This is a genomic window from Arthrobacter sp. MMS18-M83 (genome assembly GCF_026683955.1).
GTDB lineage: Bacteria > Actinomycetota > Actinomycetes > Actinomycetales > Micrococcaceae > Arthrobacter.
The window spans coordinates 3,797,854-3,811,293 of record NZ_CP113343.1; the positions used below are offsets into that span (position 1 = coordinate 3,797,854).

Below are 13,440 nucleotides of genomic sequence, written 5' to 3' on the forward strand. Positions count from 1 at the left end.
CCCGCCCGTTGGAAGGTGAAGCCATGAGATCTGTTGTCTTGGTCAAGCAGGTGCCCGATGCATACGGTCGCCTCGAGCTCGATTCCTTGACCGGCCTTCTCGACCGGAACTCCGGCGAGCAGGCTTTTGATGAAATTACCGAGCGCGCGCTTGAGGTAGCCCTGCAGCAGAGGGAAGCGCACGGAGGGGACGTCGTCGTTCTCTCCATGGGTCCCGCGCAGGCGACGGATGCCCTCCGCAAGGCCCTCGCAATGGGGGCAGACAGCGGTGTGCATGTTCTTGACGACGCCCTATCCGGCTCGGACGCGATCCGTACTTCCGAGGTCCTGGCAGCGGCCCTGCGTCGGATCGGTTTTGATCTCGCCATAGCGGGCGACCGTTCCAGTGACGGGCAGGGCGGCGTGGTGCCCGCCATGATCGCCGAGCACTTGGGCGTTGCGCAAGCCACATATCTGTCCTCGCTGGACACGGACGGCCAGTCGCTAACGGGGGAGCGCATCACCGAATCGGGCACCCAAGCGGTCAGGGCCGTGCTTCCAGCAATGGTCTCAGTTACCGAAAAGATAGCCGAGCCGCGCTACCCCAACTTCCTCGGGATCATGAAGGCCAAGAAGAAGCCTGTGCAGGTCTGGACCACCGTTGAGCTGGGCATGGATGAGGGCACCCCGGCAGGCTCGAGGATCACGAGCGTGGCCGAGCGTCCTCCCCGGGAGGCTGGCGTGCGCATTGTCGACGACGGTACCGCCGGGCGCCAGTTGGCCCGGTTTCTGTCTAAATCAGGTCTCGTCTAGGAGGAGAAACCATGCGTGAAGTCATAGTCCATATCGAAATGATTGATGGTCGCGTTGCCAATTCCGCGAGTGAGCTTCTCGCCTTCGCGGCAAGGTTGGGCGAGCCGGTCGCCGTCGTCACGTCGGCAACTCCGGCACCGGCCGAATCCGTCGCCCAATTAGCCACGTGGGGCGCGGCCAGGGTGGTGTTGGTCACGACGCCCGACGCCGGACGCGTGCTGGTGACGCGCGCCGTCGATGCGCTCGAGGCCGTTCGAGGGAGGTGCCCAAACGTGGCAGCAGTCGTGTCACCGGACACTGCGGAGGGTCGGGAGGTAGCGGCGCGGCTCGCGGTTCGCTGCGGGCTGCCATATCTCGGTGACGTCGTCGGCGCAGAATGGGCCGACGATCGGTTGCTTGTGGCCAAGTCGGTGTTCGGGGGCAACTACAGGGTGGAATCCGCCGCCAATGCCGCAATCCTGGCCATCCGTCCGGGCCTCGGCTACGACAGCCCGGCGCCCCGCGAGACCGTGGTGGATGTGTTCGAGGTGGGCGCCAGCGTGGCTGAGCGGACCGAGATCCTGGACTTCAGGCCCGCTTCGGGCTCGGGCTCCCGTCCCCGGCTGGTCGAGGCCGACGTTGTGGTCTCGGGTGGCCGTGGGCTGGGGTCTCGTGAGCGCTTCTCCGTGGTGGAATCGTTGGCCGACGCGGTCGGCGGTGCCATCGGGGCCTCCCGTGCAGCCGTCGACGCCGACTACTGCGATCCGCAACTGCAAGTGGGGCAAACCGGCGCCAAAGTATCGCCCAAGCTGTACATCGCCCTCGGCATCTCCGGTGCAACCCAGCACCTGGCGGGCATGCAGGGAGCAAAGACCATCGTGGCGATAAATAGCGACGCCGATGCCCCGATCTTCGAGATTGCCGACTTTGGCGTGGTCGGTGATGTGTTCGACGTCGTGCCCCAACTGCTTGAGGAGCTGGCCGCGCAACGCTAACTTTGTAGGTCTAACGGTTAGACCAAAACGTTGAAGAAGCAGTTAGCATAGTGACGAGCGGTAACAGTAATTGCTACGCGGCCTGGTCCGCAACAATTCAGGAGGAATGACGGATGGCTGAAGTCGAGCAGATTGCAGCACGGGAGGGTGCGGATCCATTCACTGCCAAGAAGGACGCGGATCAACCAATGTTCACCCGTGTCCGTCCCCGGCGGGGTTTCGAGTATGTCTCTGAGCAGATTCGTGACGCCGTGAGTGAAGGTCGGTTGAAGCCGGGCGGGCGGCTCCCTGCAGAGCGCGAGATGGCGCAGATCTTCGGCGTCAGCCGCCAGGGTGTGCGCGAAGCCCTCCGTGGCCTTGAAATGAGCGGCCTGGTCGAGTCCAAGCCCGGGGTCAACGGCGGTGTCTTCATCTTGCCTGGCGACCCGGGCGTGGTAACGCGCGCGGTCAACGACCTTGCGTCGCTTGGCGTGCTTTCTGCGGAAAGCCTGCTCGAAGCCCGGATCCTCCTGACCTCGGACGTGCTTCGCCTGGTGTGCGAGCGCGCCACGGAGGAGGACTTCAAGCGGCTCGAGGACGATATCGCCACGGTGGAACAGTTCGAAGACTCGATCGACGAGGTGGGGGCAGTGCGCACCATCCGCATCACCCACTTCTACAGCCTGCTTGCCGAGGCTACGCACAACGAGGTCCTGGTGATGCTGATGAACTCGCTGACGCACGTTGTACAGCTTCGCCTCAACCGCGTGGGTCCGCGGCCGCTGACGAATGTCGGAGCGGTACGCCGGAAGCTGCTCAAGCATCTTCGCAACGGTGAGGCCGAGGCCGCCGTAAAGGAGCTGACGGCCCACCTCAAGCGCTTGGAGGCCCGGCTCGAGGAGCGCGAAGGTCAACTAGCTTCTGCTGCCAGTTAGGTAGAGCGAGCAAAGCAGGAGGGACGCCACCGGTAACTGGTGGCGTCCCTCCTGCTTTCTGGTTTGTGAGCCGATCTCAGCGGGCCACGAGGCCGCCATCGACCGGCAGCGCGACTCCGGTGACGTATGAAGCGTCGTCGGAGGCAAGCCACAGCGCCGCGTGCGCGATCTCGATCGGCTGCGCGGGCCGACCCAGCGGGATCCCGGCGACGAAACGGGCTTCGGTCTCTTCCTTGGTGAATCGCGGGTCCGACTTCATGAAGTCGTTGAACAGCATCGGCGTGGTCACCATGGATGGGCAGATGGCGTTGACTCTGATGCCGTCCGCGGCGTAGCGCACCGCCAATCCCTTTGTCAGTCCCACCAGGCTCGCCTTCACCGAGGAGTAAATGGGGCTCTGCGCGGAGCCTACCAAGGCCACGGCGGAGGACGTGAAGACGATGGATCCGCCCCCGTCTTGCTTCATCTGGGTTACCGCGCGGCCCGCCAGGATGACCGACTGCGTCACGTTGACGTCGGCAACGGTGTGGTAGTGGTCCAGGTCGAAATTCTCGATGTCGCTCGGGGCCGGCATGCCTGCGTGGCTCCACATGGCATCCAGGCCGCCGAGCCATGCTACCGAACGGTCAAACACGTCATTGGTCGCAGCGTGGTCGGATAGGTCCGCGAAGAAGCCCTCAACCTTTCCGCCGCGCTCGCTGACTTCCTTGACGAGCGTTTCCAGCGCGTCGCCGTCTCGGTCAATGGCGGCTACGGTGGCGCCCTCTTGCGTGAAGAGTTCGACGCCGGCACGTCCCATTCCGGAGGCCGCGGCGGTAATAATGATTCTCTTGTTTGCCAGACGCATTGCTTCGACTCCCTTGTCGGTTTAGATTAGTTATAACGGTCCTACCATTAGAACTTTAGCAGGAGTGACGTCCGGCTCAAATGGGCCAAGCTGAGAAGATCAAGGAGATCCAAACATGAGCGTTGCGGTACACAATGAGGTGGAGGCGCTCTCCACAGTTCCCAAGGAACTACTGATCGGCGGGCAATGGCGGCCCGCCGCGGGCGGTGCGACATTCGACGTCGTCGATCCCTCAACGGGCGAGGCGCTTTGTGCGGTGGCCGACGCGGCCGTTGAGGACGGCCTGGCGGCCCTCGACGCGGCCGCGGCCGCGCAGGCATCCTTCGCCGCGAAAACACCCCGCCAGCGCGCCCAGATACTGCGCCGAACCTGGGAACTCCTGGGGGAGCGCAAGGACGAATTGGCCGTCCTGATGACCCTCGAGGCGGGCAAACCGGTAGATGAGTCCAAAGCCGAAATCGAGCTTGCGCGCGAGTTCGTGCTCCACTTTGCCGAGGAGGCCGTCCGTATTTCGGGCAACTACCAGGAGAACCCCAATGGAGGGGGTCGCATGCTGGTGCTGCGCCAGCCGGTTGGCCCGACCATCTTGATTACCCCCTGGAATTTCCCGATGTCCATGGGCTGCCGCAAAGTGGCCCCGGCCATCGCCGCGGGCTGCGCAGTGGTGGTGAAACCCGCCAAGGAGACGCCGTTGACCATGCTGGCACTTGCGGAGATCTTCCGAGAGGCGGGCGTGCCTGAAGGTGCCCTCAACGTCGTAACCACCAGCTCGTCATCGTCAGTCATTGAAGCCATGATTGCCTCCGGTAAGGCGCGCAAGCTCTCATTCACCGGCTCAACAGGCGTGGGAAAGAAGCTTCTCGCCCAGGCCGCAGACCAGGTCATGAAGACCTCGATGGAGCTGGGCGGCAACGCGCCGTTCATCGTATTCGAGGACGCGGATGTGGACAACGCACTCAACGCGCTCATGCTGACCAAAATGCGGAACGCAGGTGAGACCTGCACCGCCGCAAACCGGGTGTTCGTGCACCGCTCGATGATCGACGACTTCTCCACCCGCCTGGCGCAGCGCATGGAGGGCTTTACGCTCGGCCGCGGCGTTGACGAGGGCGTGACTCTCGGTCCGCTGATCAATGCCCGCCAGCAGGACACCGTCGATTCATTGGTCCAGGACGCCTTGGCCAAAGGGGCAGAATTGGTGACCGGCGGACACAAAGTGGACCGTCCCGGCTTCTTCTTCGAGCCGACCGTGTTGAAGAACGTCCCCGCCGACGCACGGATCCTCCGTGAGGAGATCTTTGGCCCCGTGGCTCCCTTGGTCGCCTTCGACACCGACGACGAAGTCATCGCCCGGGCCAACGACACCGAGTACGGGCTGGTCTCGTACCTGTTCACCGAAAACCTTCGCCGCGCCATCCGAGTCTCTGAGGCCATGGAATCCGGCATGGTGGGCCTGAATCAAGGCAGCGTCTCCAACGCGGCGGCGCCGTTCGGCGGAACCAAGCTGTCGGGACTCGGCCGTGAAGGCGGTCCGCAGGGCATCGACGAGTTCCTAGAGACCAAGTTCATCGCCATGCAGTTGTAGTCGCCTGCAGCGTTACGGGCTCAAAAGCAGGGGGGCTCGGGCACAAGGGGAAGGGCGGGAACCTTTGGTTCCCGCCCTTCCCTTAGCCGTTTGGCTGAGCCGCCCGCTTCGGGTGCCTCAGCCCACCGGAGCCGCGATGCTCTGTCCGGCCAAGCGGCGGATAAAGCCCACAGCATCCGACGTGGGCTCATCGCCCCGCCAGGCCACCTGTCCGTCCGGACGGACAATGGCGAGCCTGGCCCCGTACAGCTCGAGCGCTTCCGCATTGTCAATGTCCGCCACGCGCATCGGCACTTCCGCCTGCTCCGCCGCGGCAAGCAGCGAACTTACGTCGACGCGCGGATCGAAGCGAAGAATCACGAATTCCCGGCCGAACTCATCGAGGATCGAGCGGTCTGCATCGAGCCACACGTGCGGAGCCCGGGATCCGGGGCGGGCGGTCGGAACGTACGTGGAGACCGTGAGCGGCGGCAGGGGAGTGCCGTCCGGAATGATCACAGGGGAGCCCTCGTAAACGTAGCCCAGATGGATGCCGATGCTGAACCACTCGCGCTTCATGGCTTCGGTGTAGGCGTCGCCGTACTCGCGGCGGGCGGCCTCGGTCTCCGAGCTGTCATCATTGAAGACCTCCGGGCGGGGTTGGGCAACACGGGGGCCCAGCATACGCCTCAGGTTGTCCCCTGCTTCGGTGACGTTGCGGATAGCAACCGGCCGCTGCTCGAACTCATAGCTGTCCAACAATGTCTCGCCACCCCAGCCCTGAACGCTGGCCGCGAGCTTCCACGACAGGTTCACGGCATCCAGGACGCCGGTGTTCATGCCAAAACCGCCGGTAGGCGAGGTCAGGTGCGCAGCATCCCCGGCAAGGAATACCTTGCCCTTGCGGTAGCTGTCGGCCACCAACTGGCGCCGCACCCAGGGCAGCATGGAGAGGATCTCGAAGTCGAATTCACGGCCGACGGCGCGCACGATCGCCGCACGCATCTCCTCCTCGCCCACCTCGTGCTGAGTCTCGTCGCCGATGAGGGAGAATCGCCACTGGTCCCGGCCATTGATGGCTACGAGGGTGGCCCATGTGCCTTCAGGACCAATGAAGATATAACGGTAGGCTGGCTTTGTGGTGTGCAGCTCTTCCAGTCCGTCGCAGCGGAAGATCGCGTTTGAAGTGTAGGTGAGGGCACCCTCGCCGCTCATGCCGACCCCGAGGATTTCCCGCACTGTACTTTGGCCGCCGTCGGCGCCCACCAGGAAGTCCGCCTCCACCTGGTACTCCGTACCGTCGTCGCGATTGCGGAGCGTCGCCGTGACCTTGTCGCCGTTATCCACTATGGACACCAATTCCGTCCGATACCGGACCTCCGACTCCCCGGTTGAGGCTGCGAAGCGGGTCAGCACGGGGTCGAAGAAGTTCTGCGGGCAGCGCTCGCGGTGCTGCGGGCTCTGCGGGGGAGTCTTCTCGTCCTTGGGGGACGCGAACTCCTCGCGACCGAACTCGTAGCCGTTGAGGTGCGTCACCCAGGCGCAGTCCTGGATGTATTCGCGGTTATAGCCGGCGGCCTCGACGTCAGCCGTGATGCCCCACCGCCTGCAGAACTCCATGGTGCGGATTCCCACCATGTCCATTTTGGGCTGGAAGACCGCGCCGTTGCGAGCTTCCACGAGCACGGACTTTACCCCCCGCCAGCCGAGATCACCAGCAAGGGCCAGGCCAACTGGCCCTCCGCCGACGATGAGTACGGGAACTTGTTCCACCATGGTCTTCACCTTTCCTTATGGTCTACTGCTATCTTATGGTCGAACCATTAGACCGTGTCAAGGATTTTACCAATTCGACCTCCGCTCTTGACCACGGAATGACGCGGGTTTAGTGTCGATTGTGAATGGTTCGACCATTTGATGAAAGTACACCTCAAGGAGAGGAGAAGACGATGTCTGAGAGCACGTTGGTGGAGAGCGACGTCGAAGTGCGGCGCCAGCTGCGCGAGAGGCTGGGCAAAGATGGCCTGAAGATTGCGCAGCCGGATGAGCCGCCGCTCTTCACGCGCACTCCTGAATCCCCAATGGTCCCCATGCATTGGCGCTGGGAGGACCTGCACGCATACCTCGAAGAACTGGGCCAGGTGCTGAGCCTGGAACCCGGAGGTGACCGCCGAACCCTGCGGCTGGCCAACCCCGGGTTGGAGTATGGAACAACTCCCACGTTCTGGGCATCCATTCAGTACATTAATCCCGGCGAAGTGGCCACGGCACACAGGCATACGCCGGACGCATTCCGCTTCATCATGCACGGCAACGGCTGCACCACGAATGTGGAGGGCGAGAAATACGACATGAACGAGGGCGATCTGGTCCTCACCCCGAACTGGATGTGGCATGACCATGTCCACGAGGGCAAGGAGCCCATGATCTGGCTGGACGTGCTGGACGTGTCCGTCATGAAGAAGCTCCACAACATCTATTTCGACCCGTACGAGCAGGGCACCCAGCCGGTCAATGACTACCCGGAGACGTCATGGCGGGAGTTTGGATCAGGCTTGATGCGGCCCGTGGGCCCGGCTCCCCGACCGGAACGCAACCCGCTTCTCGTCTACAGCAAGGCGCAGGCGGATTCCGCCATGGAACTTGCCAAGGGCCTGCGCCCAGATCCGCTGGATGATGTGATCCTTGAGTACCAGAACCCGGCCGGCGGCGGTTCAGCGTTGCCCTCAATGTCCATGAAGTCCCAGATCATCCGCCCCGGCTTCCAGGGCAAAGCCCACCGGCATGGCGGAAGCAAGGTCTACTACGTGCAGGAAGGCTCGGGGACCACCATTGTCAACGGCCGCCGGTTCGACTGGAACAAAGGGGACTTTATGTCCATCCCGCCATGGGCAACGCATCGCCACCTCAATGAGGGAACGGTCGAGGGCCGCCTGTTCCGCGTGGATGACAGCCCCATCCTGCGGTACCTGAACACGTACCACGAGGAAGTCTTGGCAGACGCGAGCGAAGCCGAGAAGCAGCGGTGAGGCTCGCAGTCTTTGATGACTACTGTGTTGGCCTCGTTGAGGGTGATTCCGTTCGCGACGTCACTTCCGTGGTGCCGGTGGAGTTCGACGATTGGCCGGAACAGCGTGTCAATTGGATCATCCGTCACTGGTCGACCGTGGGGGCCCGGCTGCAAGGCGTAGACGGGGCCATCCGCCCGCTGGCGGAGGTGGCGCTGCGAGCCGTGAACCCGGCACCGCCCCAGGTATTTGCCATTCCGGCCAACTACCGCGCCCACTTGGGCGAGATCGGCGAACGCTCCATCACGAAGGGTGGCCGAACCGCCCGGGAGGTGGGGTTCTTCCTCAAGGCCGCGGGCTCGGTTTCCGGACCTGCCGACGGGATTGAGCTGCCCGCGGGCTCGGCCCGGCGTTTCGACCACGAATGCGAGCTCGCCGTGATCATGGGTTCAGGCGGTCGGAACATACCGCGTGCCCACGCCATGGAGCACGTCTTCGGGTACTCGTGCTTGGTGGACCTCACGATGCGGATCGAACCGGGTGAGCACGAGGAGGACCGTTCGCTGCGGAAGTCCTTTGCAACCTTCACTCCGGTGGGGCCATGGCTCGTGACGGCAGACGAGATCGACGATGTCGACGCGCTCCAGTCCCGGCTGTCGGTGAATGGGGAGGTCCGGCAAAAAGCCAGGATCGAGGACATGATCGTGGGCATTGCGGAGGCGATCGAGTTGATTTCCTCCGTCGTGGAGATCAAACCCGGTGACATCATTGCTTCCGGGACCCCCAAGGGCGTCGGTCCCGTGGTCCCCGGCGACGAGCTGGAGATCGAGATCGACGGGATCGGCTGCATGAAACTAGACATCATGGAAGCGGCCCCGGCGCCGCGGCCTTTTAAGGACAAACGCCGCGGCCTTCCTGTTGGGGGAGGCCGCGGCGTTTCACGGAAGGAATGTGAGCGTATGCGTCGCAGGATCAGGGCGGCATTCATTCGCGGCGGCACAAGCAAGGCGTTGGTGTTCCGTCTTGAGGACCTGCCCGGAGATTGCTCCGAATGGGATGAGCTGTTCCTGCGCGCCATGGGCAGCCCCGATCCCTACGGGCGGCAGCTGGACGGGATGGGCGGCGGGATCTCCTCCCTGTCCAAGGTCTGCGTGGTGGGCCCGCCTACCCATCGAGAGGCCGACGTCGACTATTTGTTCGCACAGGTCCAAGTGGACCAAGCCTCGGTGGACTACGGAGGTAACTGCGGCAATATGTCCTCCGCCATCGGGCCGTTTGCAGTGGACGAAGGCCTGATCCAGCTTCCCGACGGCGACGCGCGTGTACGGATCCACAACGTGAACACGGGCAAGATCATCGCCGCGACGTTCGCGGTACGCGGCGGGCGCAGCGTCGAGGACGGCGACTATGTCATCAAGGGCGTGGCCGGCTCAGGAGCACCCGTGCGCCTGGACTTCCTGGATCCGGGAGGGGCCGGGACTGGCAGCCTTCTGCCGACCGGCAGGGAGCTGGATGGGTTCGCGCTCACGGAAGGGTTCGACGGCGGCAACGGGCACGTTCTGCAGGCTTCCTTTATTGACGCCGCGAATCCGTGCGTCTTCCTTCGCGCGGAGGACATCGGCATCCGCGGGGATGAGCTACCTGATGAGCTCGAGGCCGACGCCGGGCTCCTGGCTCGATTGGAGGATGCCCGGAGGCACGCTTCTGTCGCTATGGGTATCGCAGAGTCGTTGGAGGCCGCCGGGAAGAATCGCCTTGTTCCCTTCATCGCCCTCGTAGCCCCTCCGGTGGCGTACACCACACTTTCGGGGGAACGCGTGGAGGAGGGCGAGGTGGACTTGCTGGTCCGTTTCCTATCCAGCGGGCGTCCGCACCGCGCCGTGCCCGTTACAGGGGGCCTGTGCACAGCGATCGCCTCCCGGATCGAAGGCACCATCGTCAACTCCGTCACCCGGCGGTCCGCTGCCGGTGCCCCCATTCGGCTCGGCACGCCGTCGGGAGTTCTTGATGCCAACGCCTCAGTGAAAACGGACGGCGGCGCCGGTGGCTACAGCGCTGAGTACGCCTCGACCTACCGCACCACCCGCCGTCTGTTAGACGGCTTCGTCTACGCCTGAAACCCAAAAAGGTGGCCCGGCTTCCCAAAGGAGCCGGGCCACTTCTGATTATTCGGGGCTGCTTTTTGCCTTCAGGTTGATCAGACCGGCGTCGCCGAACGATCCTCGGTGGCCTGTCGCTCACCAGTGATCGAGTCGCCGATGACGGGGTCGCCGAACTTGGGTACGCGCCGCTCGTTGTAGGCGGCGATCCCTTCCTGGAAATCCGGCTGGCGCATGAAGTGGCCGATGATTTCCTTAGAGCCGTCGATTGCCTGCCGGGGGTGCAGGTGCAGCAGTTCGCCGTACATCTGGCGTTTGGCCGACGTCACGGAAGCGGGGGAGACCTGGGATGCGATCATTCGGGCCACCTTGTAGACCTCGTCCATAAAGGTTTCGCGCGGGAACAGGCCGTTGAGGAAGCCCATGTGCTGCAATTCCTCCGAGTAGACGATTCGGCCCGTGAACAGAATGTCGGCCGCATGGGTGGTCCCGACGATCCGGGGCAGGATCCAGGACAGGCCATACTCAGCAGGCAGGCCAAGACGCGGAGTCGACGTGGTGAACTTGATGCCCTCTGCCGCGTAACGGAGGTCGCAGAAGCTTGCGATGGCGGCGGCTATTCCTGCGCAGGCGCCGTTGATGGCCGCGATCACCGGGAGGCGGAGGCCCCAGTGCCAGATCACGTCGGTTTCGAACTCCGGATTCACGCCGGTACCCGGCTGGGCGGCTTCGCTGGCGTCGACGGTGTCGGCGTAGTTTTCGTCCGTCTTCGTGTAGAAGTTCAGTGCCTTGGTGTCGGCGCCGACGCAGAACTGGTTGCCCGTGCCGGTAAGCACCACGACGCGTACTTTGGGGTCCTTGTCCAAGGTATCCATGATCCAGCGGTACTCGGAGTTCATGAGGTTGGTCCACGAGTTTCCCCGGCCGGGGCGGTGGAACCATACAGTGGCGACGCCGTCGTCGTCGATCTGGTACTTGGTGACTTTCAATTCCATGTCTTGTCCTTTAGGCGGTAGTGGCTGATATGAACGCGAGGGCCTGCGGCCACGAAAGCTGGAACGCGGTGGCGTTCACTTCCTCGTCATGCCGGCGTTTGTCGCTGAAACCGTGCTTGGCTTCCGGATACAGGTGGATGAGCGTGGGGGCCGTTGTGCGGGCCTGGAGGGCTTCCTGAAGGCGCAGGAAATTCTCACGGGGAACGATTGAGTCCTTGCCCGGGTACGCCATGAAGGTCGGCGCCTCTACCGCGCCGGCGAGGTCGACGACATCGTACGTGTGGGTCGCGGCGGGTTCACTAGGGACGGTGGGGTGAAAGGCCAGGACATTGACCAACTTGTTGTCCAGTCCGCCGAGGATGAAGGCGAAGCGCCCGCCAAGGCACCAGCCAATGACCCCCACGCGCTCCAGGCCGAGACCCTCGCGCAAATGGTTCAGCAGGGTGCGCTGCTCCGCGACGGCGGTCTCGTCCTTGAGTTCGTCGAGCATTCCATGCAGCACGTCGAACTCTGCGTCATCGGAGCTCGTGCCGTGCCAGGGGTCCCAGCTCAACGCCACTGCTCCCGTTTGGGCGGCGATGGTTTCTGCGAATTCGCGCACTTGTGCGCCGATCCCCGTGATCATGGGCAGCAGCAGCATCCCGGCCTTCGGGGCATGGCCTCCATCAATCGCGGGCGTGGACTGATAGGCCCGAAGGCCCTCGATGGTGACGAACTCTGAATCGATGGCAAATGGCACTTGCGGAGTCTCCCTGTCTTCTCGACGGTACCGGGCTGGGTCCGTGGCAGGCACGAGCGAGCAACGGTGCCTGCATGGTAATTCTCACGATAGGCGAAGAATCCAACTATAGGAAGGTCATACCATTTGCCTTTTTGGGAAAGTTGCCTGAAACAACGTTGACAAGCCCTCCAAGCCCGTTGTCAAATGGTTAGACCGATTGCAAAGACACCGGATTGCAAAGACGCAGTGTAGAGGGGTTTATCGTGACGACAGCAGGATTCGAGCAAGCAGCCCAAGGGGGAGTCCTCCCCCTGAGTGGGGTGAAGATCGTCGACCTCTCCCAAATCGGAGCAGGGCCCTACGGAACCTCCATGCTGGGTGACCTGGGTGCCGACGTCGTCAAAGTGGAGCCGCTCCAAGGCGACAGCTTCCGCTACGTGGACAACGCCTACGGCCCGGGCGAGAGCGCCTACTTCTACGGTGTGAACCGCAGCAAGCGGTCCATTGCGCTGAACCTCAAGGACCCTGCCGGATACGACGTGCTGCTGCGCCTGGTGCGCGAGGCCGACGTGTTCGTGGTCGCCTTCCGGCCTGACGCCGTCGAACGCATGGGCATCGATTATGCCACGCTCAGCAAGATCAACCCGCGGCTGGTTTACGCCTCCATCACCGCTTTCGGCGAGGACGGCCCCCGCGCACACCAGCCCGGCATGGACATCCTGGCCCAGGCCCTCAGCGGAATGATGGGAGTCACGGGCGAGGTGGGCGGCGGACCAGTTAAGGTGGGCGTTCCAATCGCCGACTTTGTGGGTTCCTTCTTCCTGGGCTTCGGAGTGTGCGCCGCCCTGCGCCAGCGTGACCAGACCGGCCGTGGCGACAAAATCAGCATCAACCTGCTCGACGGCCAGGTGGCGGCTTTCGCCAACTACATCACGGCCTACGACAAGACCCGCGTCGCATTCCGGCCGCAGGGAGGCGGGCACCCGCAGCTGGTGCCGTACCAACCATTCCTCGGTTCAGATGAGAAATACTTCATCCTTGCGTGCCTGAACGACCGCTTCTGGGAAAGGCTCGTGCTTTTCCTGGCCGAGTTCGATGACTTCAGCGACCCCCGCTTCGCAACCAACACGGACCGCATCGCGCATCGCGACGAACTCTGCGGCCGGCTTCAAGACCTCTTCGGCACCCGCCCGGCGGACTTCTGGCTGCAGAAACTCGAGGACGCCAGCATCCCCTGCAGCCCGATCCACCGTATGGAGGAAGCCCTCGAGGATCCACAGGTGGTGCACAACCAGTCCGTCGTCGAACTGGAACACCCGGTCTTCGGCCCCTACAAGGTGCCCAACAATCCAATCCGTTTCGAGCACGCAGCCACAGGCCCGCGTGGCTACGCACCTGGCCTTGGCGAGCACACAGACCAGATCCTCGCGGAGGCCGGCCTCGGCCCGGAGGAAATCCAGGACCTGAGGTCCCGGGGAATCGTCAACAGCACGTTTGTCCCCCAGACGGCCTAGCAGCATGCATTCA

General features: G+C 63.5%; 11 protein-coding genes. 7 read left to right on the plus strand and 4 right to left on the minus strand.

All coding sequences use genetic code 11. The features are described 5' to 3' along the window. Window positions 1–23: 23 nt before the first annotated feature. The 3 genes from OW521_RS18000 to OW521_RS18010 all read left to right on the plus strand — a co-directional run bounded on the left by OW521_RS18000 (window position 24) and on the right by OW521_RS18010 (window position 2,679). Window positions 24–791, plus strand: a complete 768-nt coding sequence (locus OW521_RS18000; protein WP_268020945.1) for an electron transfer flavoprotein subunit beta/FixA family protein — start codon at window positions 24–26, stop codon at window positions 789–791. Window positions 792–802: 11 nt separating this feature from the next. Further along, on the plus strand, window positions 803–1,765 hold the full coding sequence (locus OW521_RS18005) for an electron transfer flavoprotein subunit alpha/FixB family protein (protein ID WP_268020946.1): 963 nt from the start codon (window positions 803–805) through the stop codon (window positions 1,763–1,765). A 113-nt stretch (window positions 1,766–1,878) separates the two neighbouring features. Next, the gene (locus OW521_RS18010) at window positions 1,879–2,679 is read left to right on the plus strand and encodes a FadR/GntR family transcriptional regulator (protein WP_268020947.1); all 801 of its coding nucleotides are present in this window, start codon (window positions 1,879–1,881) and stop codon (window positions 2,677–2,679) included. A 76-nt stretch (window positions 2,680–2,755) separates the two neighbouring features. Here the strand turns inward: OW521_RS18010 and OW521_RS18015 are convergent, their stop codons facing one another. Continuing rightward, window positions 2,756–3,526 carry an SDR family NAD(P)-dependent oxidoreductase gene (locus OW521_RS18015; protein WP_268020948.1) on the minus strand — a complete coding sequence of 257 codons (771 nt, stop codon included), beginning with the start codon at window positions 3,524–3,526 and terminating at the stop codon, window positions 2,756–2,758. Window positions 3,527–3,641: 115 nt separating this feature from the next. On the opposite strand from OW521_RS18015, the gene OW521_RS18020 reads away from it, so the two are divergent. Beyond that, window positions 3,642–5,111 (plus strand): NAD-dependent succinate-semialdehyde dehydrogenase, encoded by a 1,470-nt coding sequence (locus tag OW521_RS18020; RefSeq protein WP_268020949.1) that lies wholly within the window; start codon window positions 3,642–3,644, stop codon window positions 5,109–5,111. Between the two features lie 117 nt (window positions 5,112–5,228). Here the strand turns inward: OW521_RS18020 and OW521_RS18025 are convergent, their stop codons facing one another. After that, complete coding sequence (locus tag OW521_RS18025; RefSeq protein WP_268020950.1) at window positions 5,229–6,866, minus strand: FAD-dependent oxidoreductase; 1,638 nt, start codon at window positions 6,864–6,866, stop codon at window positions 5,229–5,231. Window positions 6,867–7,039: 173 nt separating this feature from the next. Between OW521_RS18025 and OW521_RS18030 the strand changes: the two genes are divergently transcribed. After that, on the plus strand, window positions 7,040–8,119 hold the full coding sequence (locus tag OW521_RS18030) for a cupin domain-containing protein (protein ID WP_268020951.1): 1,080 nt from the start codon (window positions 7,040–7,042) through the stop codon (window positions 8,117–8,119). Continuing rightward, a complete protein-coding gene (locus tag OW521_RS18035) occupies window positions 8,116–10,215 on the plus strand; it encodes a PrpF domain-containing protein (RefSeq protein WP_268020952.1) in 2,100 nt (699 codons plus the stop codon). Before OW521_RS18030 ends, OW521_RS18035 begins: the two co-directional genes overlap by 4 nt. An 80-nt stretch (window positions 10,216–10,295) precedes the next feature. Here OW521_RS18035 and OW521_RS18040 read toward each other — a convergent pair whose 3' ends face one another. Then, window positions 10,296–11,192 (minus strand): enoyl-CoA hydratase-related protein, encoded by an 897-nt coding sequence (locus OW521_RS18040; protein WP_268020953.1) that lies wholly within the window; start codon window positions 11,190–11,192, stop codon window positions 10,296–10,298. 10 nt (window positions 11,193–11,202) lie between these two features. Next, on the minus strand, window positions 11,203–11,931 hold the full coding sequence (locus OW521_RS18045) for a dienelactone hydrolase family protein (RefSeq protein WP_268020954.1): 729 nt from the start codon (window positions 11,929–11,931) through the stop codon (window positions 11,203–11,205). Window positions 11,932–12,176: 245 nt separating this feature from the next. Between OW521_RS18045 and OW521_RS18050 the strand changes: the two genes are divergently transcribed. After that, window positions 12,177–13,427, plus strand: coding sequence for a CaiB/BaiF CoA transferase family protein (locus OW521_RS18050; RefSeq protein WP_268020955.1), 1,251 nt, complete (start codon window positions 12,177–12,179; stop codon window positions 13,425–13,427). Window positions 13,428–13,440: the final 13 nt, after the last annotated feature.